The sequence below is a fragment of the Allobosea sp. 05T433 genome, from assembly GCF_056396065.1.
Window position 1 is genome coordinate 49,782 of sequence record NZ_JBFTKS010000025.1, and the last position, 25,762, is coordinate 75,543.

24 protein-coding genes are annotated in these 25,762 nt (G+C 66.1%); 11 read left to right on the forward strand and 13 right to left on the reverse strand.

Annotated features, from left to right (window positions below):
• Positions 1-24: 24 nt before the first annotated feature.
• Positions 25-1,263, reverse strand: a complete 1,239-nt coding sequence (locus AC1DGP_RS26930; protein ID WP_441488784.1) for an aspartate kinase — start codon at positions 1,261-1,263, stop codon at positions 25-27.
• A gap of 148 nt (positions 1,264-1,411) precedes the next feature.
• On the opposite strand from AC1DGP_RS26930, the gene ubiG reads away from it, so the two are divergent.
• Entirely contained in the window at positions 1,412-2,167 is a 756-nt protein-coding gene (gene ubiG / locus AC1DGP_RS26935; protein WP_476769602.1) for a bifunctional 2-polyprenyl-6-hydroxyphenol methylase/3-demethylubiquinol 3-O-methyltransferase UbiG, read from the forward strand.
• 12 nt (positions 2,168-2,179) lie between these two features.
• Here the strand turns inward: ubiG and AC1DGP_RS26940 are convergent, their stop codons facing one another.
• Positions 2,180-2,551: a DUF4180 domain-containing protein gene (locus AC1DGP_RS26940; RefSeq protein WP_441488782.1), complete on the reverse strand. Its 372-nt coding sequence runs from the start codon at positions 2,549-2,551 to the stop codon at positions 2,180-2,182.
• Between the two features lie 42 nt (positions 2,552-2,593).
• Positions 2,594-2,902, reverse strand: a complete 309-nt coding sequence (locus AC1DGP_RS26945) for a hypothetical protein (RefSeq protein WP_441504815.1) — start codon at positions 2,900-2,902, stop codon at positions 2,594-2,596.
• Between the two features lie 381 nt (positions 2,903-3,283).
• On the opposite strand from AC1DGP_RS26945, the gene ccrA reads away from it, so the two are divergent.
• Complete coding sequence (gene ccrA, locus AC1DGP_RS26950) at positions 3,284-4,558, forward strand: crotonyl-CoA carboxylase/reductase (RefSeq protein WP_441504814.1); 1,275 nt, start codon at positions 3,284-3,286, stop codon at positions 4,556-4,558.
• Between the two features lie 232 nt (positions 4,559-4,790).
• Complete coding sequence (locus AC1DGP_RS26955) at positions 4,791-5,720, forward strand: acetamidase/formamidase family protein (protein WP_476776484.1); 930 nt, start codon at positions 4,791-4,793, stop codon at positions 5,718-5,720.
• 57 nt (positions 5,721-5,777) lie between these two features.
• Here AC1DGP_RS26955 and aac(6') read toward each other — a convergent pair whose 3' ends face one another.
• The 3 genes from aac(6') to AC1DGP_RS26970 all read right to left on the reverse strand — a co-directional run bounded on the left by aac(6') (position 5,778) and on the right by AC1DGP_RS26970 (position 7,707).
• On the reverse strand, positions 5,778-6,224 hold the full coding sequence (gene aac(6') / locus AC1DGP_RS26960) for an aminoglycoside 6'-N-acetyltransferase (protein ID WP_476776511.1): 447 nt from the start codon (positions 6,222-6,224) through the stop codon (positions 5,778-5,780).
• 62 nt (positions 6,225-6,286) lie between these two features.
• The gene (locus AC1DGP_RS26965; RefSeq protein WP_476776483.1) at positions 6,287-6,799 is read right to left on the reverse strand and encodes a GNAT family N-acetyltransferase; all 513 of its coding nucleotides are present in this window, start codon (positions 6,797-6,799) and stop codon (positions 6,287-6,289) included.
• A 50-nt stretch (positions 6,800-6,849) separates the two neighbouring features.
• Positions 6,850-7,707 carry a YihY/virulence factor BrkB family protein gene (locus AC1DGP_RS26970; protein WP_476776482.1) on the reverse strand — a complete coding sequence of 286 codons (858 nt, stop codon included), beginning with the start codon at positions 7,705-7,707 and terminating at the stop codon, positions 6,850-6,852.
• A 204-nt stretch (positions 7,708-7,911) separates the two neighbouring features.
• On the opposite strand from AC1DGP_RS26970, the gene AC1DGP_RS26975 reads away from it, so the two are divergent.
• Complete coding sequence (locus tag AC1DGP_RS26975; RefSeq protein WP_441478411.1) at positions 7,912-8,796, forward strand: DMT family transporter; 885 nt, start codon at positions 7,912-7,914, stop codon at positions 8,794-8,796.
• A 79-nt stretch (positions 8,797-8,875) separates the two neighbouring features.
• On the forward strand, positions 8,876-10,552 hold the full coding sequence (locus AC1DGP_RS26980) for an acyl-CoA dehydrogenase family protein (protein ID WP_441504811.1): 1,677 nt from the start codon (positions 8,876-8,878) through the stop codon (positions 10,550-10,552).
• Between the two features lie 83 nt (positions 10,553-10,635).
• On the opposite strand, the gene AC1DGP_RS26985 is transcribed toward AC1DGP_RS26980, so the two are convergent.
• From AC1DGP_RS26985 to AC1DGP_RS27000, 4 genes are all read right to left on the reverse strand, one after another.
• Positions 10,636-11,721: an ABC transporter ATP-binding protein gene (locus AC1DGP_RS26985; RefSeq protein WP_476832694.1), complete on the reverse strand. Its 1,086-nt coding sequence runs from the start codon at positions 11,719-11,721 to the stop codon at positions 10,636-10,638.
• A complete protein-coding gene (locus AC1DGP_RS26990; RefSeq protein ID WP_441488774.1) occupies positions 11,718-13,307 on the reverse strand; it encodes an ABC transporter permease in 1,590 nt (529 codons plus the stop codon). Before AC1DGP_RS26990 ends, AC1DGP_RS26985 begins: the two co-directional genes overlap by 4 nt.
• Before the next feature lie 56 nt (positions 13,308-13,363).
• A complete protein-coding gene (locus tag AC1DGP_RS26995; RefSeq protein WP_476832717.1) occupies positions 13,364-14,359 on the reverse strand; it encodes an iron ABC transporter substrate-binding protein in 996 nt (331 codons plus the stop codon).
• A 236-nt stretch (positions 14,360-14,595) separates the two neighbouring features.
• The gene (locus AC1DGP_RS27000; RefSeq protein ID WP_476832695.1) at positions 14,596-16,548 is read right to left on the reverse strand and encodes a bifunctional 2',3'-cyclic-nucleotide 2'-phosphodiesterase/3'-nucleotidase; all 1,953 of its coding nucleotides are present in this window, start codon (positions 16,546-16,548) and stop codon (positions 14,596-14,598) included.
• Between the two features lie 267 nt (positions 16,549-16,815).
• Between AC1DGP_RS27000 and AC1DGP_RS27005 the strand changes: the two genes are divergently transcribed.
• The gene (locus AC1DGP_RS27005; protein WP_476832696.1) at positions 16,816-17,442 is read left to right on the forward strand and encodes a glutathione S-transferase family protein; all 627 of its coding nucleotides are present in this window, start codon (positions 16,816-16,818) and stop codon (positions 17,440-17,442) included.
• A 105-nt stretch (positions 17,443-17,547) separates the two neighbouring features.
• Here the strand turns inward: AC1DGP_RS27005 and AC1DGP_RS27010 are convergent, their stop codons facing one another.
• From AC1DGP_RS27010 to AC1DGP_RS27020, 3 genes are read right to left on the reverse strand one after another with little or no spacing between them, the layout of a single operon-like run.
• Positions 17,548-18,399 (reverse strand): HTD2 family dehydratase, encoded by an 852-nt coding sequence (locus AC1DGP_RS27010; RefSeq protein ID WP_476832697.1) that lies wholly within the window; start codon positions 18,397-18,399, stop codon positions 17,548-17,550.
• A 1-nt stretch (position 18,400) separates the two neighbouring features.
• Positions 18,401-19,555 (reverse strand): acyl-CoA dehydrogenase family protein, encoded by a 1,155-nt coding sequence (locus tag AC1DGP_RS27015; protein WP_476832698.1) that lies wholly within the window; start codon positions 19,553-19,555, stop codon positions 18,401-18,403.
• 15 nt (positions 19,556-19,570) lie between these two features.
• A complete protein-coding gene (locus AC1DGP_RS27020) occupies positions 19,571-20,716 on the reverse strand; it encodes a CaiB/BaiF CoA transferase family protein (RefSeq protein WP_476832699.1) in 1,146 nt (381 codons plus the stop codon).
• 248 nt (positions 20,717-20,964) lie between these two features.
• On the opposite strand from AC1DGP_RS27020, the gene AC1DGP_RS27025 reads away from it, so the two are divergent.
• The 5 genes from AC1DGP_RS27025 (at position 20,965) to AC1DGP_RS27045 (ending at position 25,749) form a co-directional block, all read left to right on the forward strand.
• Positions 20,965-22,266, forward strand: a complete 1,302-nt coding sequence (locus AC1DGP_RS27025; protein WP_476832700.1) for an ABC transporter substrate-binding protein — start codon at positions 20,965-20,967, stop codon at positions 22,264-22,266.
• 186 nt (positions 22,267-22,452) lie between these two features.
• The gene (locus AC1DGP_RS27030; RefSeq protein WP_476832701.1) at positions 22,453-23,358 is read left to right on the forward strand and encodes a branched-chain amino acid ABC transporter permease; all 906 of its coding nucleotides are present in this window, start codon (positions 22,453-22,455) and stop codon (positions 23,356-23,358) included.
• The gene (locus AC1DGP_RS27035; protein WP_441488766.1) at positions 23,358-24,299 is read left to right on the forward strand and encodes a branched-chain amino acid ABC transporter permease; all 942 of its coding nucleotides are present in this window, start codon (positions 23,358-23,360) and stop codon (positions 24,297-24,299) included. Before AC1DGP_RS27030 ends, AC1DGP_RS27035 begins: the two co-directional genes overlap by 1 nt.
• On the forward strand, positions 24,296-25,045 hold the full coding sequence (locus AC1DGP_RS27040; protein WP_476832702.1) for an ABC transporter ATP-binding protein: 750 nt from the start codon (positions 24,296-24,298) through the stop codon (positions 25,043-25,045). Before AC1DGP_RS27035 ends, AC1DGP_RS27040 begins: the two co-directional genes overlap by 4 nt.
• A 2-nt stretch (positions 25,046-25,047) precedes the next feature.
• Complete coding sequence (locus tag AC1DGP_RS27045) at positions 25,048-25,749, forward strand: ABC transporter ATP-binding protein (RefSeq protein ID WP_476832703.1); 702 nt, start codon at positions 25,048-25,050, stop codon at positions 25,747-25,749.
• The last annotated feature ends 13 nt before the right edge of the window (positions 25,750-25,762 follow it).

Consider the following 25,762-nt stretch of genomic DNA (forward strand, 5'->3'; position numbering starts at 1 on the left):
CGCGCGGTCGTGACGCGCTGAGGATCAGGCCGCATCCAGCCCATAGAGCGAGTGCAGCGTCCGCACGGCGAGCTCGGTATAGGCGGCGTCGATCAGCACCGAGAACTTGATCTCGGAGGTCGTGATCGCGCGGATGTTGATGCCCTTCTCGGCGAGCGCGTGGAAGGCGCGGGCCGCTACACCGGCATGGCTGCGCATGCCGACGCCGATGGCCGAGATCTTCACCACGTCGGTGGCGCCCTGCAGGCTCTGGTAGGCGATGCTGTCGTGGCGGCTCTCGAGCAGCGTCTTGGCGCGCTCGTAATCGGCGGTCGGGACGGTGAAGGTGATGTCGGTGGTCGCCTGGTCGTCCGAGACGACCTGGATGATCATGTCGACATTGATGTTCGCATCAGCGAGCGGACCGAAGATGGCCGCGGCCACGCCCGGCTTGTCGGCGACACGCCGGAGCGTGATCTGGGCTTCGTCGCGCGAAAACGCGATGCCGGTGACGATCTGCTGTTCCACGATGTCGTCCTCGTCGCAGATGAGGGTGCCTGGATTGGGATTGTCGGGGTCGTCGAAGGAGGAGCGCACATAGGTCGGTACGCGCTGGACCATGGCGATCTCGACCGAGCGCACTTGCAGCACCTTCGAGCCGAGCGAGGCCATTTCCAGCATCTCCTCGAAGGAGACCTTGTCCATGCGCCGGGCCTTCGGCACGACGCGCGGGTCGGTGGTATAGACGCCGTCGACATCGGTGTAGATGTCGCAGCGATCGGCCTTGAGGCCGGCGGCAAGCGCGACCGCGCTGGTGTCGGAGCCGCCGCGCCCGAGCGTAACGATGCGTTTCGTCGTTGCGTGCATGCCCTGGAAGCCGGAGCAGACCGCGATCTCGCGATTGCGGTCGAAGCCGGCGAGGATGCCGGCGCCGTCGACGCCCTCGATGCGGGCGGAGCCATGGGCGTCCGAGCCGAAGAGCGGGATCTGCCAGCCCTGCCAGGAGCGCGCCGGCAGGCCCATGGACTGGAGCACGATTGCCATCAGGCCGGAGGTGACCTGCTCGCCGGATGCGACCACGGCGTCATATTCCGCGTGATCGTAAAGCGGTGCCGCTTCCTTGCACCAGGCCACGAGTTCGTTGGTCTTGCCCGACATGGCGGAGACGACGACTGCGACCTGGTTGCCGGCGTCGAACTCGCGTTTGACGTGGCGGGCGGCATTCTTGATACGCTCGACAGTGGCGACGGAGGTCCCGCCGAATTTCATCACCAGACGGGCCATAGCGGTCCAAGGGCTCTCTAGAAACGCCCGGCGACGTGCCGGGACGAAAGGTCCCCCTCGCGCCGGGCGAAGGGCGGGTGTAGATGACGGGCAGCACCGCAAGTGTCAATGCGGTCCGCGCCCGATTGGCACAAAGGGGGAATTACGCATGGCATCCGCAGCGTCTCAAACCGGCTCGACGATCGATGCTGCCGAGGTTGCGCGCTTCGATGCCATGGCCAGGACCTGGTGGGACCCGAAGGGTCCCATGGCCGTGCTGCACAAGTTCAATCCGGTGCGGCTCGGTTTCGTAAAGGATCTCGCCTGCGAACGCTTCGGGCGCGATCCGAAATCGCTGCGATCGCTGGAGGGGCTGGCGCTGGTCGATATCGGCTGCGGCGGCGGCGTGCTGTCGGAGCCCCTGGCGCGGCTCGGCGCCGAGGTCACGGGGCTCGATCCGGCTCCGACCAATATCGCGGTCGCCCGAGCCCATGCCGAACGCAGCGGGCTTGCGATCGACTATCGCGAGACGACGATCGAGAGCCTCGTCGCCGAGGGGCGGCGCTTCGACATCGTGCTCGCCATGGAGGTGGTCGAGCATGTCGCGGATGTCGAGGCCTTCGTCGGCGCCTGCTGCGCGGCGGTGAAGCCCGGCGGCCTCTTGGTGATGGCGACGCTCAACCGCACGCTGAAATCCTATGCGCTGGCGATCGTCGGTGCCGAATATGTCCTGCGCTGGCTGCCCCGCGGCACGCATGACTGGGAGAAATTCGTCACGCCGGCGGAACTCGAGGCTGCAATCGCGCGCAATGGGCTGGAGCTCGGCGAAAGCACCGGGGTGGCCTACAACCCCTTCACCGATCGCTGGTCGGCGTCGCGCGACATGGATGTGAACTATATGCTCGCAGCGGCGCGGCCGGTCTAGCGGCCGGTCCCGTCAGCGCTCGGCTGGGGCCAGTCGCTCTTCCAGGGCGTTCAGGTCGTCCAGGAACCACAGGGCCTGGCCCTGGTTTGCCTCGCGAACGAAATCGCGTAGCGCCTTGCTCTCGGCGCTCCAGCGCGAGAGGTCGCCGATGATCGCGAGCTGCATCCGGTAATTGACGAATTTCTGGGCGACTTCGCCGGCGAGACGCGTGCTGAGCTTGAAGAAATCGTCGCTCAGGCGCGCGACCGGGATCACGACCAAATCTGCATCTTCGGCCCAGGCCGAACCCAGGAAATCGCCGATGTCGCGCTCGCTGGCGAGCAACGGGCCGTCTTCGGCGCATAGCAGCACGCGCCTGCCGCGAATCTCGAGGGAACTGTCCATGCCGGCGATTGTCTTGACCATGCGGCAGGAAAGCAAGCGACCTCAGATCACCCGCTTGGCGACCCCGCCCGCCACGAGCGCCAGAATCCCGGCTGTGGTGGCGGCAATGGCGGTGGCCATTTGCCGGTTCGCAATGATCACATAGCCGAGCCTTCGCCACAGGATCGCGCCGACAATGGCGCCGCCGACGAGGACGATGGCATTGGGAATGATGCCGAAGCCGTGCTCCCCAAGGATGCCGTCGGCAATCCAGCCCAGCAGCAGCGCGCAGCCGGCAGCGAAGCCAAGGAAGACCAGGAATTCCGGCAGTGGAAGGTCAGGAAGGCCGAGCAGTAGCAGCAATAGACGCATGGTCGATCGCTCCAAAGTATTTGCGGGCTGAAATTAGCACGGCTGGGCCGCTGGTCATGCAGGCTCGTGCTGGTGAGGTTAAAAAACGTCTGCAGATCGTTTCAAAATTCACAGCGAAGGACATGAGGCAAGGGGAGCTGATCTTCGGCTGCAGCGTATCGGCCGCCGCCCGACGAGCCCTGGGCGGAGATGCGCAATCTTCTCAGGCACGATCTTCGCGTTCCATCGGAACATAAGCCGGGATTCGGACTTGTTTTTTGCAGTGCGACATAATTCCTTAGGAGGATAGCGCAGCGCAGCATCGAGCCGCATGATCACCTCAACTCCGTCGGCCGCCCTTTCGCGGCGCAAGGCGGCGAGGAAGACCAAGGGGAGAGAGCCATGTCCAAGCCGCAGCCTGTTCCGCACCGCCCGCTGAAGGATCTCTACGAACTGAACGAGCTGCCGCCGCTCGGGCATGTCCCCGCCACCATGTATGCCTGGACCATCCGGCGCGAGCGCCATGGCCCGCCGCAGGAGAGCTTCCAGGTCGAGGTCGTGCCGACCTGGGCGATCGGCGAGGAGGAGGTGCTGCTGCTCGTGATGGCTGGCGGCGTCAACTATAACGGCATCTGGGCCGGGCTCGGCCAGCCGATTTCGCCCTTCGACGTCCACAAGGGATCGCTTCATATCGCCGGCTCCGATGCGTCCGGCATCGTCTGGGCCGTTGGTTCCAAGGTGAAGCGCTGGAAGGTCGGCGACGAAGTCATCGTCCATTGCAACCAGGACGATGGCGACGACGAGGAGTGCAATGGCGGCGACCCGATGTTCTCGTCCTCCCAGCGCATCTGGGGCTACGAGACGCCGGACGGCTCCTTCGCCCAGTTCTGCCGGGTGCAGTCACGCCAGCTGATGCAGAAGCCGAAGCACCTCTCCTGGGAAGAGTCGGCTTGCTACACGCTGACCCTGGCGACCGCCTACCGCATGCTCTTCGGGCACGCCCCGCATACGATCAAGCCGGGCGACAACGTGCTCATCTGGGGGGCGTCGGGCGGGCTCGGCGTCTTCGGTGTGCAGCTGTGCGCGGCTTCGGGCGCCAACGCGATCGGCGTGATTTCGGACGAGAGCAAGCGCGACTACGTGCTCGGCCTCGGCGCCAAAGGCGTGATCAATCGCAAGGAGTTCAATTGCTGGGGCCAGATGCCCAAGGTCAATTCGCCCGAATATACCGAATGGACCAAGGAGGCTCGCAAGTTCGGCAAGGCGATCTGGGACATCACCGGCAAGAAGGATGTCGATATCGTCTTCGAACATCCCGGCGAGGCGACCTTCCCGGTCTCCTGCCTCGTCGCCAAGCGCGGCGGGATGGTCGTCTTCTGCGCCGGCACCTCGGGCTTCAACATCACCTTCGACGCCCGTTATGTCTGGATGCGGCAGAAGCGCGTGCAGGGCTCGCATTTCGCCCATCTCAAGCAGGCGAGCGCCGCCAACCAGTTCGTGCTCGACCGGCGCGTCGACCCCTGCATGTCCGAGGTCTTTCCCTGGGAGAAGATCCCGCTCGCCCACCACAAGATGTGGAAGAACGAGCATGCTCCCGGCAACATGGCCGTGCTGGTCTATGCCCCGCGCACCGGCCTGCGGAATTTTGACGATGTCGCGGAGGCGCTTGGCGGCTGAGCCGCGCGCGGCCGGCGAAGGCTCTGTCAGGACCGCCTCACCAGCCTGATCCGCGGGAAGCGCCCCGTCCAGGCCGGGATGCGTCGCGCGCATGTCCCCGGCCGGCTAGCGCGCCAACAAATGTTTCGACTACGGTGACGCAAGGCCAGATCCACAACGGATTCGGCCGGGACGCTTCGCGACGGCTGACCCTTGCTCCCTGAAGCGCCCGCAAGACTGGCAGGTGAGATTTATGGCGCTTCATCGTTTCGTCCCGCATTCCTATTCCAATGTCATGGCCACGCTGCCCCCGGTCCTCACGGTCGCCAGCGGCGACACGATCGTGACGACGACACTCGATGCCGCCGGCATCGACCATGAGGGCGTGCAGCGGGCCCCGCGCGGCAACCCGATGACCGGTCCGTTCGCCGTTGCGGGAGCAGAGCCGGGCGATGCGCTGATCGTGACGATCGACAGGATGACGCCGAACCGCAAGACCGGCTGGACCTATTCGCCACTCTCGCAACAGGTGGTCGATCCGCGCACGGTGGCCGAGCTGCCGAAGAGCGAGCGCTTCGAATGGGCCATCGACGCCGAGAAGGGCACAGTCAGGCTGATCGGCGCCTCGGAGCGCATCTCGGGCTGGAGCTTTCCGCTGGCACCGATGATCGGTTGTTTCGGCGTGGCTCCGGCCGGCGGCCAGGCGATCTCGACTGCGACCAGCGGCTCCTATGGCGGCAATATGGACTATCGCCGCTTCGGGCCGGGCGCGAGCATCGCTTTCCCGGTTTCCGAGGCGGGCGGGCTGTTCTTCCTGGGGGATGGCCATGCCTGCCAGGGTGATGGCGAGATCGTCGGCACCGGCATCGAGACCAGTTTCGAGATCGCGTTCACCCTGCATCTGCGCAAGAATGCGCCGGGCCGGTGGCCGCGTTGCGAGACCGCGACCGAGATCATGACCCTGGCCAGCGGCCGCCCGCTCGACCAGCCGCTCCAGTTCGCGACGACCGAGATGCTCCGCTGGATCGTCGACGACCTCGGTGTCGATACCGTCGAGGCGAGTCATCTGCTCGGCCAGTTGGTCCGTTACGACGTCGCCAACATCTTCAACCCCGCTTATTGCGTGGCCTGCCGGCTGGAGAAGAACGACATCACCAGAGCGATGTCGCTGCTCGGCAAGTAATCCCTGGCGAGGCGTCGCCCGGCTGGCAGTCCAGGGCAATAACGGTCGGGCAAGAGCTCAGCCGGCCTGTAGCGGCTTGCGATAGAACACCACCCGCTCGGTTTCCTCGAAACCGAGCGCCTCATGCGTCTGCTGCGAGACGGCATTGGACAGATCGGTGTCCGAGGCGAGTTCGACGCAGCCATGGCCCTTTGCCCAGGTCTCGACGGCTGCGCAAAGTGTCCGGGCGACGCCGTGGAGCCGCCGGCCGGGCGCGACATAGATTCCTTCGAGGAAGCCGACGGGCGAGGTTTCGCAGCCATTGACGTAGTCGTGCCGCAGGGCGGCCTCGGCAAGGCCGATGGCCAGGCCAGCATCGTCCCGCGCGATGAACGCCGTATCGTTCGGGCTTGCGAGAATGCCTGCGGCTTCGTCGCGATGCTCCTGCGCTGTCGAATCCGGCCACAGCGCCAGGCGCAGCCTGACCCAGTCCTCCAGCATCTCATCCGTGCAGGTTTCGATCAGCATCGGACCAGCCGCGTCCCTCTTGCCAGTTGGATCGGCAACAATGCGGTCGCGCCCGCCGGTCACGACGCCAGGCGTTCCAGCATGGTGTAGGGACCGCCCTTGTAGGTGGTGCTTCCGAAGGGCCGGTATCCGAACTTGTCCGCCAGGCGCAGCGAGGCGACGTTTTCGGGGGTGATGATGCAGACGGTGCGGGCAGGGGCGTGCGTGCGGGCAAGCCAGTCATGGCTCGCGGCGACCGCCTCCGCAGCCAGGCCCCGTCCATGCGTCGAGCGCGCCATGATCCAGGAGGCTTCCGGGAATCCGTCGAAGCGCTCGCCCAGGCCGCGGTGGAAATCGGCGAGGCCGACATCGCCGACCAGTTCGCCGCTTGCCTTGTCGAAGACGGCGAACATGCCGTAGCCGAGCAGCGACCAATGGCCGGCATAGCGCAGCAGCCGGCTCCAGCCATCCTCCCGCGACAATTGCGGCACGGCAATGAACCGGAACAGGTCCCGGTCCGAAAACATCGCGTACCAGGGTTCGAAATCCTCCAGCGCGTGAGGGCGCAGGAGCAGGCGTGGTGTCTCGATCATGGCGGGTCAGAAAGCAGCAGCACGACTCGGCGTCAACGCAGGAGAACGCCCTAGAGCCCCGCGATCGCTTCGCCGGGGTCGGCCCTTGGCGCCCGCGCGATCGCGAAGGCAGCGTTCAACTCCGCGCCATAGAGGAAGATCGCGGCGAGCCAGTACAGGAAGACGAGCGCGATCATCGCCGTCGCAAGGCCGGCATAGGTCGTGACATAGGCACCTGCAAAGCCGTCGAGATACCAGCCGAAGCCGAGGCCGCCGACGAGCCAGAAGGCGAGGGTGACGAGAATGCCGGGCCAGAGCGTCCGGATATGCGGGGCGCGGGCCGGCAGCGTGCTGTGTGCGACGATCAGCGCCAGCACGATCAGCATGGTCGCGCCAGCGACGCGCAGGAAGCTGAGCAGGATGGAGAGTGGCGCCAGCCAGGGCGCGAAGCCGATCAGCCAGCGCAGGACCAGCGGCCCGAGCACCACGAGAAACGCGAAGGAGAGCATGAACACGGCGCCGCCGATCACGTAGAGGATCGATTCCAGCCGTGTGTGCCACCAGGCCCGCCATTCATAGGCCTCGTAGGCACGGTTGAGGCCGATGCGCAGCGCCTCGACGCCGGACGACGAGAAATACAGCGCCAGCAGCGCGCCAAAGGTCAGCGCGTCGCTGCGGACCGCCGTCAGCACCGAGCGCACCTCGCGTGCGATCGGGATGGCGATCTCCTTGGGCCAGGCCTCGAGCAGCAGCGCGGTTGCCTCATCGGCCGCATTCTGCGTGCCGAAGACGCCGCCGAGCGCGGTCACCAGGATCAGGAAGGGGAAGAGCGACATCAGCACGGAGAGCGCGATATGGCTCGCGATCGCCCAGGAATCATGGGCGAGGAAACGCTCGAACGCGAGGGAGGGGACGGACAGCAGCGACATGCGGAGACTCGGGCGAGCGGGCGCTGATTGTGACCTCAACCCGCCCCGCCGTCATCCAGGCTCTGTGCCCGATCCACCCGCGGCCCCTCGCTGGCCCGGCATGACGCATTCGTTCCCTCCCCCGGACATGCCGTCCCGGCGTCGTCGGACGGCGACAAGCGCTTGCTCCGGGATTATCAGGGCGATCAGCGAAAGCCGGTGCCCATGCTCGAATCGCCCCTGTTCCTGCGCGTCATCCCGCTCGTCTTCACGCTTCTCTGGTCGAGCGGCTGGATCGTTGCCGGCTATTCCGCGCGCTATGCCGACCCGCTGACCTTCCTGGCCGTCCGCTATGCCTGTGCCGGCCTGCTGCTCATCGGCCTGGCGCTCGCCGTCGGTGCCCCCTGGCCGAAGGGCCGCCGCGCGATCATCGACTGCATCGTCACCGGTATCCTGCTGCATGCCGTTTATCTCGGCGGCGTCTGGTGGGCGGTGCGCCATGGCCTGCCGGCCGGAGTTTCCGGCCTGATTGCCGGCCTTCAGCCCGTGCTGACTGCGCTGTTTTCCCCCCTTCTGGTCGGCGAACGCATCTCGCCGGTGCGCTGGGCCGGGATTCTCTGCGGTTTCCTCGGCATCGCCCTGGTGCTCGAGCCGAAGCTGGTCGGCGTCGATCCGCAGGCGCTCGCCGGCATCCTGCTGCCGGTCGGCGTCAATATCGTCGCGATGTTCGCCGTGACCTTCGGCTCCTTCTATCAGAAGAAGCGCATCGTCACCGGCGATCTGCGGACCGTGACCGCCTGGCAGTACACCGCGGCCTTCCTCGTCACGCTGCCCGTCGCCTATGCGCTCGAACCGATGCGGATCGAGTGGAACCTGACCATGGCCCTGGTGCTGGCCTGGTCGGTCCTGGCGCTCTCGCTCGGTGGAATCGGGCTCTATCTCTGGCTGATCCGGCGTGGCGAAGTCTCGCGCACCGCGACCTTCCTCTATCTCGTGCCGCCGGCCGTCGCGGTCGAGGCCTGGTTGCTCTTCGGGGAGACGCTGACGCCGCTCCAGCTCGTCGGCATGGCTGTGGCGGTGCTCGGCGTCGTGCTGGCCAGTCGAAAATAGTCTGGCCCCCAGCCGAAAGGTGGATTTCGGATTCGCCAGGTTCTCTCCTATGCTGCGTCGCAACAAAGGGAGAGAGATCATGAGCGCCAACGTCGCCCGCCACTCCGAGGCCCCTGGCTCCGCCGTCGAGCTGATCGGTGCCGCGCTGCCAGGCTTCGAGACGCTGCTCGACCAGGCGATCGCTGCGGTACGCCAGAAGGTGCTGGTCGACGGCAAGATCTCGTCTTCGAGGCTCGAAGCCGAGCAGCACGCGGCGCATGGCCTGTCCTGGCTCGCGACCTATGTCATGGCGTTGCGAGAGCTGAAGGCCTATGGCGAGCGCCTGCAGGTGGAGGACCGCTACGGCGCCACCGAGGATTACGCGCTGCGCGTCGGCGCCGGTGAATATGCAGCCCAGATCTTTGGCGGCATCCCGATGAGCCAGGGCGAGATCGTCAGGCTCCCGGCGCTCGGCCTTGGCCAGAAGTCGATCGCCGCCGCGCGTGGCGAAGCGGCGGAAACCCTGATCTCCGAGGGCAACACGCCGGAAAACCGCGCGCGCCTCGTCGCCTTGTTCAGCCAGTCGCAGGGGCTCGCCAGTGTCGGCGATCCCGGCCTCGACGAGACCCTGGAAGCGATCCGCTCCGAGATGCGCCGCTTCTGCGAGGCGGAGGTGACGCCGCATGCGCACGAATGGCATCTGGAGAACCACTACATCCCGATGCCGGTCGTCGAGAAAATGGCCGAGCTCGGCGTCTTCGGCCTGACCATTCCCGAGGAATTCGGCGGCATGGGCCTCAGCAAGGTCTCGATGTGCGTCGTCTCGGAGGAGCTTTCGCGCGGCTATATCGGCGTCGGCTCGCTCGGCACCCGCTCCGAAATCGCGGCCGAGCTCATTCTCTGTGGCGGCACGCCGGAGCAGAAGGCGCATTGGCTGCCGAAGATCGCCGCGGGCGAGACCTTGCCGACGGCCGTCTTCACCGAGCCCAATACCGGCTCGGACCTCGCTTCGCTGCGCACCAAGGCGGTGCGGGATGGCGATGTCTTCAAGGTCCATGGCAACAAGACCTGGATCACCCATCCCGTTCGCGCCGATATCATGACGCTGCTTGTCCGCACCGACCCGGACGCACCGGGTTATCGCGGCCTCTCCATGCTGATTGCCGAAAAGCCGCGCGGCACGGACGAAGACCCGTTCCCGGTTGCCGGCCTGACCGGCGGCGAGATCGAGGTGCTCGGCTATCGCGGGATGAAGGAATACGAGCTCGCTTTCGACGGTTTCGAGGTCAAGGCCGGGAACCTGCTCGGTGGCGTCGAAGGCCAGGGCTTCAAGCAGCTCATGCAGACCTTCGAGGCGGCCCGCATCCAGACGGCGGCGCGCGCCATCGGCGTGGCGCAATCGGCTTTCGATCTGGGGCTGCGCTATGCGCAGGAGCGCATCCAGTTCGGCAAGCCGCTGATCGCCTTCCCGCGCGTCGCCGACAAGCTCGCGATGATGGCGGCTGAAATCCTGATCGCCCGCCAGCTCACCTATTTCGCCGCTCGCGAGAAGGATGCCGAGCGCCGCTGCGATCTCGAGGCCGGCATGGCCAAGCTGCTCGGCGCCCGGGTTGCCTGGGCCGCCGCCGATAACGCGCTGCAGATCCATGGCGGCAATGGTTTTGCGCTGGAATACCCGATCAGCCGCGTCCTCTGTGACGCCCGCATCCTGAACATTTTTGAGGGTGCGGCGGAGATTCAGGCGCAGGTGATCGCACGGCGGCTGGTCGAGGGCTGACAGCCCCCGGACCCGCCGGAGGAAGCCGGCTGTGTTTGCATCGGCTTTTCCGAAAACCGCAATCCACTCTTCGGGTCGATGCGTTAGCGCTTCGCCTTCCCGGCAGGCTCCAGGGCGGTCGCGCCATCGAACGGGTAGGCCGCGCCGGAGACCTCGATCGCCACATGCGTTCCCCGCTCCGGCGGGGACAGGTCGGATGAGCGCAACTGCAGCAGGGTGTCCGTGTCCGCATCGAGCGCGATCGTGACGAGGCTGCTGGCGCCGCCGAACTCGACCTCGACGATCCGCCCTCCGGTGCCGCCAGCGAGCTCTGAGGCGGCCGATGGCCGCAGGCGAAGCTGTTCGGGGCGCAGCAGGATCGTTGCCGGGCCGCGCCGGGTTCGGTCGGTGATCGCAATCTGCCCGAGTGCGCAGCGCGCCGCGCCATCGGCCAGCTCCGCCTGCAGCAGGATCGCGTCGCCGAGGAAACGAGCGATCGCGGGGTTGCGTGGTTGCATGTAGAGCAGCCGCGGCGGCCCCGCCTGGACCAGTCGGCCCTCCTTCAGCACGACGAGCTGGTCGGCGAAGCCGAGCGCTTCACCCTGGTCATGCGTGACGAGGATCGCGGTCACCGCGAATTCTCGCAGCACGTCGGCCACCTTGCGGCGCATGGTCTCGCGCAGCCCGGTATCGAGGGCGGAGAAGGGCTCGTCCAGAAGCATCAGCCGCGGCCGCCGGGCGAGCGCACGGGCGAGGGCGACCCGCTGCTGCTGGCCGCCGGACAACTGGTGGGGCCGCCTCTCAGCCATGCTGCGCGGCAGTTCGACAATGTCCATCAGCTCTGCAATCCGGGCATCCCGGTCGGTCTGGTTCCGCGTCAGCCCAAAGCCGATATTCTCGGCGATGCTGAGATGCGGGAACAGGGAGCCGTCCTGCGTCACGACGCCGATCCCGCGCAGATGCGCGGGGACGCCAAGCCCGCCATCGACGATGATCTCGTTGCCGATGGTCACGGTGCCCGCGGCGGCCGTCTCGAAGCCCGCGATGATGCGCAGCAGGGTCGTCTTGCCCGATCCCGAGGGGCCGACGATCGCGGCCCGTATGCCGGGCGCGACCGAGAAGCTGATATCGTCGAGGGCAAGCGTCGCGCCGTACTGCTTGCTCAGGCCGGAAACGGTCAGGACGCTCACAGGCCGTTCGCCTTTCGCGACTGCCGGTGCAGCATCACGGCCATCGGGATGGAGAGGATGATCATCAGGACCGCATAGGGCGTCGCCGCGACATAGTCGATCTCGCCGGTCAGCGACCAGAACTCCGTCGCCAGCGTCCGCGTCCCATTGGGCGAGAGCAGGAGCGTGGCGGTCAGCTCCGTGGTGATGCCAAGTCCGACCAGCGCCATTGCCGCGCCAAGCCCGGGCGCGGCCAGGCGCAGCGTGACCTGCAACACCGCCAGCAAGGGCGGCCGCCCGAGCGCCGAAGCCGCCCATTCGAGCTCTACCGGCACCTGCGCGAGGCTGCCGCGCAGACCGATCAGCGCGCGCGGCAGGAAGATCAGCGCATAGGCGACGAGCAGCATGAACCAGCTCTGGTACAAGGGCAGCGCCACGCGGACCGTGATCGTGACCAGCGCGAGCGCGACGACGATGCCCGGCAGCGAGCCGACATAGACATGGCAGGCTTCGAGCCGCCGTTGCCAGAGCCCCGGCCGCCGCACGCACAGCCAGGCGATCGGGATGGCGGCAGCACTCGTGAGGGCGGCGCCGGCCACGGCATAGAAGACGGTCGTGCCGAAGGCACCGGCGAGATCGGAGATCCGCCAGGCGTCCGCTCCGCCGAGAACGAGCCAGCGTCCGAGCGTCAGGCTGGGGACGCCGAGCGAGAGCAGTGCATAGGTGAGAAGCAGGCCGAGGCACGGCAGCGTCCAGATTCGGCCGGGCTTCAGCCGGGGAGCCGTACGCGGCGCCCCACTGCCGACGCGGGCCTGACGTTCACGGCCGCGCAATGCTCGGTCGAGCACCAGCAGGCCGAGACAGCACAGTACCAGCACGCCGGCCAGCATGTTGGCTGCCGGACCGTTATAGCTCGACTGGAACTGGTCGATGATCGCCGTTGCGAAGGTGTCGAAGCGGATCATCGCGAACAGCCCGTATTCGGCCAGCAGGTGCAGGCCGATCAGAAGTGCTCCGCCGGAAACCGGGAGGCGCAGCTGCGGCAGCACGACCTGGGTGAAGACCTGGCGGGGCGAGCGTCCGAGGGAGGTCGCAATCTCTTCCAGCGCCGGGTCGAGCCGGCGGAGCTGCGCTACCACGGGCAAATAGATGAAGGGCGTATAGGCCAGTACGGAGATCAGGGTCGCGCCGGGCAGGCCATGGAGGTGGGGGGCAAAGCTCGCCCAGGCATAGCCTTGGACGAAGGCCGGTACCGCCAGGGGCGCGACGGCAAGCCATGACCAGGCGCGTGCCCCGGGGATCGTCGTCCTCTCGGTGAGCCAGGCGAGCAGGATGCCGAGCGCAGCCGCGGCCGGGACGACGCAGAGCTCGAGCAGCAGCGTGTTCAGCAGGAGTTCGCCGACGCGCGCGCGGAAAACCAGCGCGACGACCGTGTCCGCGCCGGTCTGGATGGTGATCGCGATCAGGAACGCGAGCGGTGCCAGGCAGAGCAGGGCGACAAGCGCGGCTGCAACCGTCACGGCCTCGTTCAGGCGCCCGTGCAGCGGCCGCAGGGCTGGGTGTCTCTGCAGCGACGTGCTGACAGCGGGCTCGGATACCGTGCTCATAAGATTCTCGATTTGCACGGGCAGCGATGGCGGCTCGCTGCCCGGCAGAGGGGCTGTCAGAGCAGCCCGGCCTTGGTCATGAGTTCGGTGACCGCCTTGCTGTCAAGCTTGGACGGTTCGACCTTCGGCGCTTCGAGTTGCGGCAGGGGCACGAGCTTGGGGTTGGATTCCGCGCCCTTGGCGACGGCATACTCGAAGGAATCCCCGATCCTCAGGATGTCCTGGCCACCCTTGCCGGCGACCCATTTCACGAAGGCCTCGGCCTCCGGCTTGTGCTTGCTCGAGGCCAGCACACCGGCGCCGGAGACGCTGACGAAGGCGCCTGGATCCTGGTGCCTGAAATAATGCAGCGCGACATTGCCGCTGTTCTCGGCGGTCTTCGCCTGATCGCCGAAGAAGTAATAGTGGTAGATCACGGCGCCTTCGACTTCGCCCGTATTCACCGCCTTCATCGCGACGCTGTTGCCGCGATAGGGCTTGGAGCCCGCCTTCATCGCCTTGAGCCAGGTCGCGGTCTCCGCCTCGCCCTTGAGGACGAGCATCGCACCCACGATTGCCTGGAAATCGGCGCCGGACGGCGAGGCGCCCCAGCGATCCTTCCAGGCCGGTGAGGCCAGATCCATGATCGACTTCGGCAGCTTGTCCTCGCTCAGCTTCGTCTTGTCATAGGCGAAGACGGTCGAGCGAGCCGCAACGCCGAGCCATTTTCCATTGGCCGGACGCAGCGCGTCGGGGACGAGGTCCAGCGTGGCGGGCGAGAGCGGGGCGAACAGGCCGGCATTGTCGACCAGCACCATCGCGGGCGAGTTCTCGGTGATGAAGACATCGGCCGGGGAGGCCGCGCCTTCCTGGACGATCTGGTTGCCGAGCTCGGTATCGCTGCCCTTGCGGAGCGTCACCTTGATCCCGGTTTCCTTGGTGAAGGCGTCCGACCAGGCTCGCGTCAGGCTCTCATGCTGGGCGTTATAGACGACGATTCCCTCGGGGCTGGGGGCCGGCGCCGCCTGGGCGAGCGCAAAGCTCGAAACCCCGGACGAGAGGATGCCCAGCATCAGGGCGGACGCCAGATGTCGGAAGGAGAAAGCCATGGCGTGTCTCTGGGTTGAAATCTATCGGCGCGACAGTTGATGTCGCGCGAATACGTATTGGCATCAAAAATATCGCTGTCAACGAAGATGACAGTTATTAGAACTCATCTAAACTGAGGTTTGGGAAGGTAAGATAATTTGCCGACAGCTTACTCTCTGTATTAACGACTGTTTGCTGTGCGGGATGTCGTAAGGTTGTCTTACAGAAGACGGTACTTCACGAATCCGTCACCACCATCGCCAGCCGGTTGCGCCTTCAAATCAGCTGGCAGTTTTCCGGCTGCGGCTGGCGAAGTCAGGAAGGTGACGTTCACGCCGGCCGGAAGTGCTACCAGCGACCAGTTACCATCGGCCTTGGGTTCGATCGTTTTCTTCTCGATGATGTAGCGTACGATCACGTCGCGGTTGAGATCGGGCGCCTCCAGCACCACGGTCGTCCTGGTGCCGGGAAAGTTCCCGCCGCCCGAGGCACGGTAATTATTGGTCGCGATGATGAACTCGGCCTGGTCGTCGATCGGCTTGCCAGCATAGGCGAGGTCAACGATGCGGCGAGCGTCGCGCGCGACAAGCGCGCCATTGCCGTCATAGCGCGAGGGCTGGGTCACATCGATCCGGTAGGTCACGCCGTCGATCACATCGAAATTGAAGGGGGGGAAGCCGGGGTCGATCAGCGGCTGCTCCTCGGTCTTGGCCGGGTCGATGCGGTTGAAGATGCCGGCCGAGCGCTCCAGCCACTCGCGCACCTCGGCGCCGGTGATCTTCACCACCTGCACGGAGTTCGGGTACAGGTAGATATCGGCGACGTTCTTGATCGCGATCGGGCCGGCCGGGATATCGGTGTAGAAGCTCGGCCCCGCGCGGCCGCCGGACTTGAAGGGCGCGGCCGCAGAGAGCACGGGCAGCCCCTTCCACTGCGTCTGCGCCATCAGGCCTTCCACATAGGCCGTCTGCGCCTCGGCCACGATCTGGACCGAGGGATCGTCGGCAACCAGCGCGAAATAGCTGTTGATCGGGCTCGCGGTGGAGCCGACCGGCTCGCGCATATAGATCAGCGTCGCCTCGTGATCGGCCTTCACGGTTGCGAGCACCGATTGTTCGGTGGCGGCCTTCGACACGATCTTGCGGTCCGGTGTGCGCTCGAAGATCGGGCGCGGTTCGACCTTGAAGGCGGCAACCTTCCAGCGCCCGTCGCGCTTTTCCAGTTCGAGATCGATCAGTCCGAGATGCGACCCCCAGAAGCCGGGCTGGCAGGCCGGCTTACCGTGCAGAGAGCCCAGCTTGTTGTCGACACCCTCGATGCCGTCAAAGGCCTTGCCGCCCGGGAAAACCAGATGCTGGTGGCCGGTCAGGATCACGTCGATGCCGTCGAGCCTGGCGAGATGCAGTGCCGCATTCTCCTCCATGCCCTTGCGAACGCCGCCTGCGATGCCGGAATGACAGAGCGCGACGACCAGGTCGGGTCCGGCCCTGAGCAGGTCGGGCAGGTGCTTGCGGGCGGCATCGACGATGTCCGTTGCCACCAGCTTGCCGTCGAGATTGCCCTTGTCCCATTGCATGATCTGCGGCGGCACGAAGCCGATCACGCCGATCTTGAGCAGCTGCTTCTGGCCGGCCTCGTCCTCGAAGCTCTGGTCGAGCATGATCCAGGGGTCGATCAGCGGTGTGCCTTCGGGGCGCGTTACATTGGCGCAGACCAGCGGGAATTCCGCCTTGGCGAGGCCGTTCTCGAGGAACGGGAGGCCGTAATTGAACTCGTGATTGCCGAGCGTACCGCAGGCATAGGGCAGGGCGTTCATGGCAGCGAGCATCGGGTGCGTCTCGCCGGGCTTCAGCCCCTTCTTGTAGGCGATGAAGTCCCCGAGCGAAGAGCCCTGCAGGAAGTCGCCATTGTCGAACAGGATGCTGTTCCTGGCTTCCGCCTGCGCCAGCTTGATCAGGCTCGCCGTCTTGGCGAGGCCGACCGTGTCGTCGGCGGCGTMACGAAAATAGTCGTAGGGCACGACATTGACATGGAGATCGGTGGTCTCCAGCACGCGCAGCTTGAGCTTCACGGGGCTCTGCGCAGCGAGGCCGGAAGGCAGCGTCGCTGCGGCGGCCATGGCTGCTCCGGCCTTGAGGGTTTCACGGCGGCTGAATTCGGTTGCGCGTAACATCGGACCCAGCCTCTGGATATCTGTTCTGAATGTCGCGAGGCTAGAGCATGCTGCGAAAAACTGGCAACGGTTATTCGCATAAAGCATGCTCTAAACTATTAGAGTCGACCGCGTTTCCTGCGTTTGGATGATTTCGTCCAAACGCAGCTTGGGCGAGCATCGTGCCGGTCGTATGGCACGCCAAAGATGAGTGGCTGCTTGCAGCTCTCCCGCCTTGCTTGCCTGGACGCGTCGGCCGATGGCAGGCTTCGACAGGAGGCGCCCCGCATGATCCTGATCGGCCAGTATGATTCCCCCTTCGTGCGGCGCGTCGGCATCGCATTGAGGCTGTACGAACTGCCCTTCGAGCATCGGCCATGGTCGGTCTTCGGCGATGCCGAGAAGATCCGGCCCTACAACCCGCTGACGCGCGTGCCGACGCTCGTGCTGGATGACGGTCTCGTGCTGGTCGAAAGCCACGGGATGCTCGACTATCTCGACGGTCTCGTCGCCGCCGAACGCCGTCTGTTCCCGGTCACGGAACCGGCCCGGCACCGGGCGGTGCGCACGGCCGGGCTGGCGATGGGCTTCGCCGAGAAGGCCGTCAGCCTGTTCTACGAGATGAAGCTGCATCGGGAGATGTCGCAGGTCTGGGCCGAGCGCTGCCGCGCCCAGATCCTCGCGACGCTGACCATCCTGGAGGCGGAGCGCAGCCAGCACAGTGCAGGCGGTGCGTTCGCCGGGCGTGTCGGGCACGCCGATATCGCGCTTGCGGTGGCCTGGCGCTTCCTGATGGAGGCCCATCCTAGTATGGCCTCGCCCAGCGACTACCCGACACTTGCCGACGAGGCCGCAAGGTTGGAAGCGCTGCCGGTCTTTCAGGCGATCGCGCAGCCCTTCGTTCCTCCGGCCTGAGCGGCTGCAGCATCATACCGGTTATCGTGTCCAGTCTGATGCTGCAGCGCTTTGTCGTTGCATCGGCTTTTCCGAAAACCGGTATCCACTTTTCAGGCCGATGCCCTACGCAGCGCGGCTGACGCCTTCCATGCGTACCCGGCCATCGGACCCTTCCGTCCATGCCGCGATGCTGCCATCGGGCTGGCGCTTGGCCTTCACCAGGAAGTCATCGCCTGCGATCAGCGGCGCGACGCCGCGGTAATCCAGCCTGATCGGTTCGCCGCCCGACAGCGTCGCGATGATGTTGAGCAGCAGCGTCGCCTGGATCGGCCCATGTACGACGAGGCCGTCATAGCCTTCCTCACCCGTCACATAGGGATAGTCGTAATGGATGCGATGGCTGTTGAAGGTGATGGCGGAGTAGCGGAACAGGAAGACCGGTGAGCTCGCGACCTGCCAGACCAGATCGGCCGGTCGCGGGTCCTCCGGTGCGGGCGCAGGGGAGGCGGGCGCGCCCGGCTTGGCGGCTTCGCGGTAGACGATGTTGTGGCGCTCGCGAAGCGCGACGCCGCGTGGCGTAATAAGCTCGTGGTCGACGGCGACGAAGCAGAGCGGCCCCGTGCGACCCTGCTTGTAGGAGATGTCGCCGATCACCGAGCGGCGCGTGACCTCGTCGCCCGTCTGCAGCGGCGCAAGGGTCTCGATCGTTCCGCCAGCCCACATCCGGCGCGGTAGCGGCACGGGCGGCAGGAATTCGCCCTTGGCGGCATGGCCGTCAGTGCCGATCGCGCCCATCGGGGCGATCGGCTGGGCCAGGCACCAGTGCAGGGCAAGGGGCGCCTCACCCTCGGCATAGGGCGCCAGGTGCGGCGCGAAGGTCGCCTCGAAGCTCCGCACCAGACGCGGTGTGACGAGGTCGGCGGCTGCTTCAGTCCTGCCGGTCCAGCGCTTGAGGGCGTCAAGATCGATGCTCATCTCAGTAGGACCTCGGCATGCCCAACACATGTTCGGCGAGATAGGACAGGATCAGGTTCGTCGAGATCGGCGCGACCTGGTAGAGCCGTGTCTCCCTGAACTTGCGTTCGATGTCGTATTCCTCGGCAAAGCCGAAGCCGCCATGCGTCTGCACGCAGGCATTGGCCGCCTCGAACGAGGCGTCGGCCGCCAGCATCTTCGCCATATTGGCTTCGGCGCCGCAATCCTTGCCCTGCTCGTAGAGCCGCACCGCCTCGCGCACCATCAGCTCGGCGGCGCGCATGTTGGCGTAGGCCTTCGCGATCGGGAACTGGACACCCTGGTTCTGGCCGATCGGGCGCCCGAAGACCTGCCGATCCCTGGCATAGTTCGAGGCTTTCTCGATGAACCATTTCGCGTCGCCGACGCATTCGGCGGCGATCAGGATGCGCTCGGCATTCATGCCGGACAGGATGTAGCGAAAGCCCTTGCCCTCCTCGCCGATCAGGTTTTCGGCGGGCACGCGGACATTGTCGAAGAACACCTCTGTGGTGGCATGGTTCATCATCGTGCGGATCGGCCGGATGGTGAGGCCGGCTTTCAGCGCTTCGCGCATGTCGAGGATGAAGACCGAGAGCCCATCGGTGCGCTTGGCGACCTGCTCGCGCGGTGTCGTGCGCGCCAGAAGCAGCATCAGGTCGGACTGCGCGGCCCGGCTCGTCCAGATCTTCTGCCCGTTGACGACATAATGGTCGCCCTCGCGCCGGGCGAAGGTGCGCAGCGATGTGGTGTCGGTGCCGCTCGTCGGCTCGGTGACGCCGAAGGCCTGCAGCCGCAGGGCGCCGGACGCGATCCTGGGGAGATAGCTGCGTTTCTGCTCGGCCGAACCATGCCGGAGCAGCGTGCCCATGATGTACATCTGGGCGTGGCAGGCCCCGCCATTGCAGCCCTGCCGCTGGATTTCCTCCATGATCACGGTCGCGGCCGAGAGTGGCAGGCCGGCCCCGCCATACTCCTCCGGGATCAGCGCTGAGAGGAAGCCGCTTTCGGTCAGCGCGGTGACGAACGCGGCGGGATAGGCCATCTCGCGGTCGAGCTTGCGCCAGTATTCGCCGGGGAAATCGGCACAGAGTTTTGCGACGGCGTCGCGGATCTCGGTATGATCGAGGTCTTGCATGGCGTGTTGCTTGTCTCAGGCGGATTGAGCGGTGGCCGTCACGGCGAATTCGGCACGCAGAGCGGCTTCATGCTCGCCGAGCTCCGGCACGCGCCGCATCTCCGCCCGTTTGCCGTCGACGATGGCGGGAGGGGCCAGGACCTCGATCGGACCCGCCGGCGTCTCGACGGTCAGCGTCGTCGCGGCCGGGTGGGTGATCAGGTCGCCGACGTTCGAGACCGTGCCATAGGCGATTGCGGCCTGATCGAGCGCGGCGGTGACGGCCGCAAAGGGCCTTGCGATCAGGATCGCCTGGATCGCGGCATCGAGCGCGGCCCGTTCCCGGACGCGGAGCACATTGCTGGCGAAGCGCGGGTCGTCGGCCAGGGCCTCGTCCTGAAGCACCTCGCGCGCCAGGACCTGCCATTCGCGCTCGCTCTGCACTGCCAGAAGCACATTGCCGTCGGCGAGCTCGAAGACGCCATAGGGTGCGATCGAGGGATGGGCGAGGCCGAGGCGGGGCGGCTCGATGCCGCCATAGCGCCGGGTCAGATAGGGCACGTTCATCAGGTCGGCGATGGTGTCGAACAGCGAGAGCGCAATCTGCGAGCCTTCGCCGGTGCGGGCACGCCGGAGCAGGGCCTCGAGAATCGCCGCATAGGCGGCATTCCCGGTGGCGATATCGGCGATGGAGACGCCGATCCGCGTCGGCCCCGAGCTTTCGTTGCCGGTGATCGAGGACAAGCCGGCCTCCGCCTGGATCAGCAGGTCATAGGCCTTGCGCGTGTAATGCGGCGTGCCGGGCGCATAGCCCGAGACATCGCAGGTGATCAGGCGCGGATGGCGCTTGCGCAGCTCGGCGCTGCCGATGCCGAGGCGGCCGGTCGCGCCGGGAGCGAGGTTCTGAATGAAGACATCGGCCTTGGCCAGCATCGCCTCGACCATGGCGAGGTCGTCGGGCTGCTTCAGGTCGACGCGACAGGATTCCTTGCCCCGGTTGATCCAGACGAAATAGGAGGACAGGCCATTGGCGTAGTCGTCATAGCCGCGCGAGAAGTCGCCCTCCGCCCGTTCGAGCTTGATGACGCGCGCGCCGGCATCGGCCAGCCGGCAGGTCGCTACCGGCACGGCGACGGCCTGTTCCAGCGCCACAACCAGGATTCCTTCGAGAGCATTCGTCATCACGTTGAGCCAGTTGGTCTTGTCCTGCGGGCGAAACGGACCTTTCGAGCCACGCAAGTCAAATAGAGTTTTGCGATGGCATCCATAGCGCGGCGAACCGAGCGCGTCCGGCGGACGGACTATAGAAAATCGCTATGGCCTTCATCGCTTTATTCTTCTTGTCGGCCTCTTTCGCCTATGAGCCCCTTTCGGCCCCGGGAGACGCGCCGCCGCAAGAGCGCGCCCCAGTGCAATGAGGGAGATGCACCATGGTGAGGATGAAATGGGCGGCGGCGCTTGCCGCTGCTGCGATGCTGGGCGCGCCGGCGCTGGCGCAGGACAAGCCGAAGGAGCTCGTGGTCGGCATCGCGACCTTCCTCTCCGGCCCGGCCTCCGTCTTCGGTGTGCCGGGCAAGAACGCGGCCGATCTCTTGATCGAGGAGCTCAACGCCAAGGGCGGCGTTCTCGGCGTGCCGGTGAAGCCGGTCTATGTCGACGAGGGCGCCGGCACGAACCAGCTGCTCTCGGAATACCGCCGCGTCGTGCAGGAACAGGGCGCGCAGGTGATGTTCGGCGCGATTTCGAGCGGCAGCTGCAATGCGCTCGCTCCCGTTGCGGAGGACCTCAAGGTCGTCAACGTGATGTGGGATTGCGGCACGCAGACCATCTTCGAGGAGGGCAAGTGGAAATACTCGGTGCGCACGCAGGCTCATGCCGGCGCCGAAATGATGTCGACCCTGCTCTACCTGATGAAGGCCAAGCCGGACTTCAAGACGATTGCGGTGGTCAACCAGGACTATGCCTGGGGGCGCGAATCCTGGGCCCTGTTCCAGGCTGGCCTTAAGGCGCTGAAACCCGATGTGAAGGTCGTTGCCGAACTCTTCCCGAAATTCGGGGCTCCCGACTTCTCAACCGAGATCACGCGCCTCTCCGCCCTGCGGCCCGATGTCGTGCTCTCGACCTCCTGGGGCGGCGATCTCGACACCTTCGTCCAGCAGGCGGCGGCGCGCGGCCTGCTCAAGCAGTCGACCTTCGTGCTGCCGCTCGCGGAGAGCTCGCTGGAGCGCCTCGGCAATGTCCTGCCCGAGGGCGTGATCATCGGCGGGCGCGGCGACCATTACTGGCTGCACCCCAAGCACAAGAACTCGCCGGAGATGCTGTCCTTCGTGAAGAAGTACAAGGACAAGACCGGTGTCTACCCGATCTATCCGACCTTCCACATGGCGCAGGCCGTGATCGGGCTCGCTAAGGCCTATGAGAAGGCAGGCCAGGCCGCGGGCGGAAAATGGCCGAGCAAGGAGCAGGTGATCGCGGCCTTCGAAGGGCTCGAGTTCAAGAGCCTGACCGGGACGATCTCGATCCGTTCGGACCATCAGGGGCTCGAGGACCAGTTGCTCGGCACTACCAAGCGCGTGCCGGACTATCCCTTCGCCGTCTACGACAAGATGGCGCTCTATCCCGGCAAACTGGTGACGACGCCGCTCGGCGAGAAGTCGCTGGAATGGTTCGCCAAGGTCAAGCCGGAGCTGGTGACCGACAAGTCGATCGAGACCTTCGATTACGCGAAGTGAGGCGAATGGCGGGCTGTCCCTGTTCGAGCCGGATCAGCCCGTTCACCCCCTCCAAACTGCTGCCGTCACTCCGGGCGGGCCGGAACCATCGTCGATCACTGACCCCGCGATGGATGCCGGCCTTAGCGCTTCGCCGCAGCCGGGATGACGCTTCAACCCTGTGGCGCAAGGACGAAAAGCCGGTTCATGCCTCCTGAAATGCTTTTTCTCGCGGCGCTCGACGGCCTCGCCTATGGCTCGCTGATCTTCCTGGTCGCGGTCGGGCTGTCGCTGATCTTCGGCGTGCTCGGCGTGCTCAACGTGGCGCATGGCAGCTTCTATGCGATCGGCGCCTATGTCGCGGCCGCCGGCGTGCTGGCGATGACAGGCATGGGCTTGCCGGCCTGGCTGGCCTTTCCCTTCTTCATCGTCGCAGCCGTGCTGGTTGGCGTCGTCGTCGGCGGGCTGGTCGAGACCCTGCTGCTGCGGCGGATCTACGGCAAGGAGGAGGTGCTGCAGCTCCTCGTCACCTTCGCCGTCTTCATGATCCTCGAGGATGCGCAGAAGGTCGTCTTCGGGGTGCAGCCCTATTTCGCCAATGCGCCGATGAACTGGCTCGGCACCATTGAGGTCTTTGGCATCTTCTACACCCAGTACCAGCTCATCCTGATCCCGGTCGTGGCGCTTCTCGTGCTGGTGGGCTTGCGCCTCTTCCTGCGCCGCACCGCCTTCGGCCGTGCCATCGTGGCCGTGACGCAGGATCGCGAAGCGGCAACCGCGATGGGGATCGACGCGACGCGGGTCTACCTGATCACCTTCATCATCGGGGCCTCGCTTGCCGCGCTTGGCGGCGCGCTCTCCTCGGCCACGACCTCGCTCACCCCCGGCATCGGCTCGGGCATGATCGTGCTTTCCTTCGCGGTCGCGGCCACCGCCGGGCTCGGCCGCATCGAGGGCGCGGCGGTCGCGGCCCTGCTGATCGGGCTCGGCCGCTCGGTCGCCGTCTATTTCGCGCCCGAATTCGACGTGCTGATCCCCTATCTGATCATGGTCGCGGTGCTGCTGATCAAGCCCGAGGGCCTGTTCACCACCGTACAGACGAGGAAGGTGTGATGGCCCGCCAGCTCATCATCGGCGCGGGCCTGCTCGCTGCGCTCATCATCTTCCCGCTGCTCTCGCCCTGGTCGACGGTCATCCTGACCGTCGCGCTGTGCGAGGGGTTGGCGGCGCTCGGCATCCTCGTGCTGCTGCGGGCCGGGCAGGTCTCCTTCGGCCATGGGCTCTATTTCGCCTTCAGCGCCTATGTCGTCGCCTTCATGGCGGCGGCCCGCTTCGGCCATGAGGTGCTGATCCTCGTGCCGGTCGCAACCGCGGCCTCCGGGCTGCTTGCGGCCCTGGTCGGGCTCTTCGTCGTGCGCTACCGGGCGATCTTCTTCGGCATGCTGAACCTTGCCATCTCGATGGTGTTCTTCTCGCTGCTGGAGAAGCTGTTCTCGATCACGGGCGGTGCCGACGGCAAGCGCGTCCCGCGCCCCACGCTCGCCGGCATCAGCCTCGAGCGCGGCGAGTTCGAGCTCTGGATCTTCTACATCACGCTGGGCCTGGCGGTTCTCGCAGCGCTCGGCGTCGCGCGCTATCTCCTTTCGCCCGGCGGCAAGGCACTGGAGGCGATCAAGTCGAACGAGACGCGGCTCGAATATCTCGGCGTCTCCAGCCGCAAGGTGCTCTTCGGCGCCTATGTGCTGTCGGGCCTGCTGGCCGGCCTCGGCGGGGCGGTCATCGCGCTCGTCTCCGGCCATGTCACGCCGGAACTGGCCTATTGGGTCCGTTCGGGCGAGTTCGTTTTCATCGCCATCCTGGGCGGGGTAGGCGGCGTCGTCGGCCCCTTCCTCGGGGCGTTGATGTTCCAGATCATCCGGGGCTATGCGGCGGTCTACGCGCCCGAGACCTGGCATGCGGTGCTCGGCGTGATGCTTCTCGTCATCATCTTCTTCGCGCCGAACGGGCTCTATGGCCTGATGACGGGCCGCAAGCCGGCGGGGACGGGCCAATGAGCGCACTCATCCTCGAAGCCCGGGACCTCGAGCTGCGCTTCGGCGGCGTGCGGGCCGCGAATGGCGCGAGCCTCAAGGTCCACGCCAATGAGCGCATCGCGATCATCGGACCCAACGGCGCCGGCAAGACCACCTTCATCAATCTCTGCACCGGCTATCTCAAGCCGCAGGCGGGGCGGGTGTTCTTCGCGGGAAGCGACATCACGGCGCTCTCGCCGCGCGCCATCACCCGGCTCGGCGTCGGTCGTTCCTTCCAGATCCCGCAGCTCTTCCTCGAGAACACGGTGATCGAGAACCTCTTGCTGGCGCTCAGCGCCCGGGAGGGGACATGGTCGCCCTTCCTCAGGCTCGACCGTCATCCGAAGACCGAGGAGATGTGGGCGCTGCTCGACATCGTCGGGTTGAAGGAGGCCGGCCGCCGCATCGTGCGCGAGCTGCCGGAGGGCATGCGCAAGCTCATCGACATCGCGGTCGCGCTCGCGCTCGAACCGAAGCTGATCTTCATGGACGAGCCGACCAGCGGCGTTTCCAGCCATGAGAAGTTCCAGGTGATGGATACGCTCACCCGTGCGCTCGATGCCCGCGCCACTACCGCCATCTTCGTCGAGCACGACATGGATGTGGTCGCGCGCTACGCCAGCCGCGTCGCCGTCTGGGCCGGTGGGCGCATTGCCCATGAGGGCACGCCCGACGAGATCCTGAACCATCCCGAGGTCCGCGAGACCGTCATCGGCGTGGGAGTCTGATCATGCTGGAGATCACGGGCCTGACTGCCGAGATCGAGGGCGTGCAGGTGCTGCGCAAGGTCGATCTGTCCCTGGCCGAGGGCGCGACGGTGGCGCTGATCGGCCGCAATGGCGCGGGCAAGACCAGCCTGCTGCGTGCCATCATGGGCTTCATGAAGGTGACTGCCGGGGAGATCTCCTTCGCCGGCAGGCCGTTGCTGCATGTCAAGCCGCATGAGCGCCCGCGCCTTGGCATCGGCTACGCCCCGGAAGACCGCCGCCTGTTCTCGACCTTCACCATCGAGGAGAATATCCGCCTGCCGGCCGAGGTGATGAAGGTGCGCGAGGCCGAGATCGCCAGGCGCCTGGAAGGCGTCTACCAGGTGCTGCCGGAACTCGCCGATCTGCGCCACCGGCCGGCCGCCGGCCTCTCCGGCGGGCAGGGCAAGATGGCTGCGCTGGCGCGCGCACTGATGGTCGGCACGCGCATCATTCTGCTGGATGAGCCGTTCCAGGGGCTCGCCCCCGTGCTCGCCAATCGTTATGCCGCTGCCTTGCGCGCCTTGCGCGACAGCCATCCCGACATCGCCTTGCTCATCACCGAATCCAATCCCAGCCTGCTCCGGACCTTCGCCGAGCGCAGCTATGCGATCGAGCGCGGCGAGGTGACCGAGATTGCCGGCGGTCTGGCGGCGAGTTCGCTGGAAGCGGCAGGCCTGCACTGACTTCGGAAGGACA

What these genes read in the sequence shown, in the direction of transcription:
- AC1DGP_RS26930 (WP_441488784.1), bottom strand. Translation starts at nt 1,263, where the DNA reads ATGGCCCGTCTGGTGATGAAATTCGGCGGGACCTCCGTCGCCACTGTC.
- ubiG (WP_476769602.1), top strand. Translation starts at nt 1,412, where the DNA reads ATGGCATCCGCAGCGTCTCAAACCGGCTCGACGATCGATGCTGCCGAG.
- AC1DGP_RS26940 (WP_441488782.1), bottom strand. Translation starts at nt 2,551, where the DNA reads ATGGACAGTTCCCTCGAGATTCGCGGCAGGCGCGTGCTGCTATGCGCC.
- AC1DGP_RS26945 (WP_441504815.1), bottom strand. Translation starts at nt 2,902, where the DNA reads ATGCGTCTATTGCTGCTACTGCTCGGCCTTCCTGACCTTCCACTGCCG.
- ccrA (WP_441504814.1), top strand. Translation starts at nt 3,284, where the DNA reads ATGTCCAAGCCGCAGCCTGTTCCGCACCGCCCGCTGAAGGATCTCTAC.
- AC1DGP_RS26955 (WP_476776484.1), top strand. Translation starts at nt 4,791, where the DNA reads ATGGCGCTTCATCGTTTCGTCCCGCATTCCTATTCCAATGTCATGGCC.
- AC1DGP_RS26965 (WP_476776483.1), bottom strand. Translation starts at nt 6,799, where the DNA reads ATGATCGAGACACCACGCCTGCTCCTGCGCCCTCACGCGCTGGAGGAT.
- AC1DGP_RS26970 (WP_476776482.1), bottom strand. Translation starts at nt 7,707, where the DNA reads ATGTCGCTGCTGTCCGTCCCCTCCCTCGCGTTCGAGCGTTTCCTCGCC.
- AC1DGP_RS26975 (WP_441478411.1), top strand. Translation starts at nt 7,912, where the DNA reads ATGCTCGAATCGCCCCTGTTCCTGCGCGTCATCCCGCTCGTCTTCACG.
- AC1DGP_RS26980 (WP_441504811.1), top strand. Translation starts at nt 8,876, where the DNA reads ATGAGCGCCAACGTCGCCCGCCACTCCGAGGCCCCTGGCTCCGCCGTC.
- AC1DGP_RS26990 (WP_441488774.1), bottom strand. Translation starts at nt 13,307, where the DNA reads ATGAGCACGGTATCCGAGCCCGCTGTCAGCACGTCGCTGCAGAGACAC.
- AC1DGP_RS26995 (WP_476832717.1), bottom strand. Translation starts at nt 14,359, where the DNA reads ATGCTGGGCATCCTCTCGTCCGGGGTTTCGAGCTTTGCGCTCGCCCAG.
- AC1DGP_RS27005 (WP_476832696.1), top strand. Translation starts at nt 16,816, where the DNA reads ATGATCCTGATCGGCCAGTATGATTCCCCCTTCGTGCGGCGCGTCGGC.
- AC1DGP_RS27010 (WP_476832697.1), bottom strand. Translation starts at nt 18,399, where the DNA reads ATGAGCATCGATCTTGACGCCCTCAAGCGCTGGACCGGCAGGACTGAA.
- AC1DGP_RS27015 (WP_476832698.1), bottom strand. Translation starts at nt 19,555, where the DNA reads ATGCAAGACCTCGATCATACCGAGATCCGCGACGCCGTCGCAAAACTC.
- AC1DGP_RS27020 (WP_476832699.1), bottom strand. Translation starts at nt 20,716, where the DNA reads ATGACGAATGCTCTCGAAGGAATCCTGGTTGTGGCGCTGGAACAGGCC.
- AC1DGP_RS27025 (WP_476832700.1), top strand. Translation starts at nt 20,965, where the DNA reads ATGGTGAGGATGAAATGGGCGGCGGCGCTTGCCGCTGCTGCGATGCTG.
- AC1DGP_RS27030 (WP_476832701.1), top strand. Translation starts at nt 22,453, where the DNA reads ATGCCTCCTGAAATGCTTTTTCTCGCGGCGCTCGACGGCCTCGCCTAT.
- AC1DGP_RS27035 (WP_441488766.1), top strand. Translation starts at nt 23,358, where the DNA reads ATGGCCCGCCAGCTCATCATCGGCGCGGGCCTGCTCGCTGCGCTCATC.
- AC1DGP_RS27040 (WP_476832702.1), top strand. Translation starts at nt 24,296, where the DNA reads ATGAGCGCACTCATCCTCGAAGCCCGGGACCTCGAGCTGCGCTTCGGC.
- AC1DGP_RS27045 (WP_476832703.1), top strand. Translation starts at nt 25,048, where the DNA reads ATGCTGGAGATCACGGGCCTGACTGCCGAGATCGAGGGCGTGCAGGTG.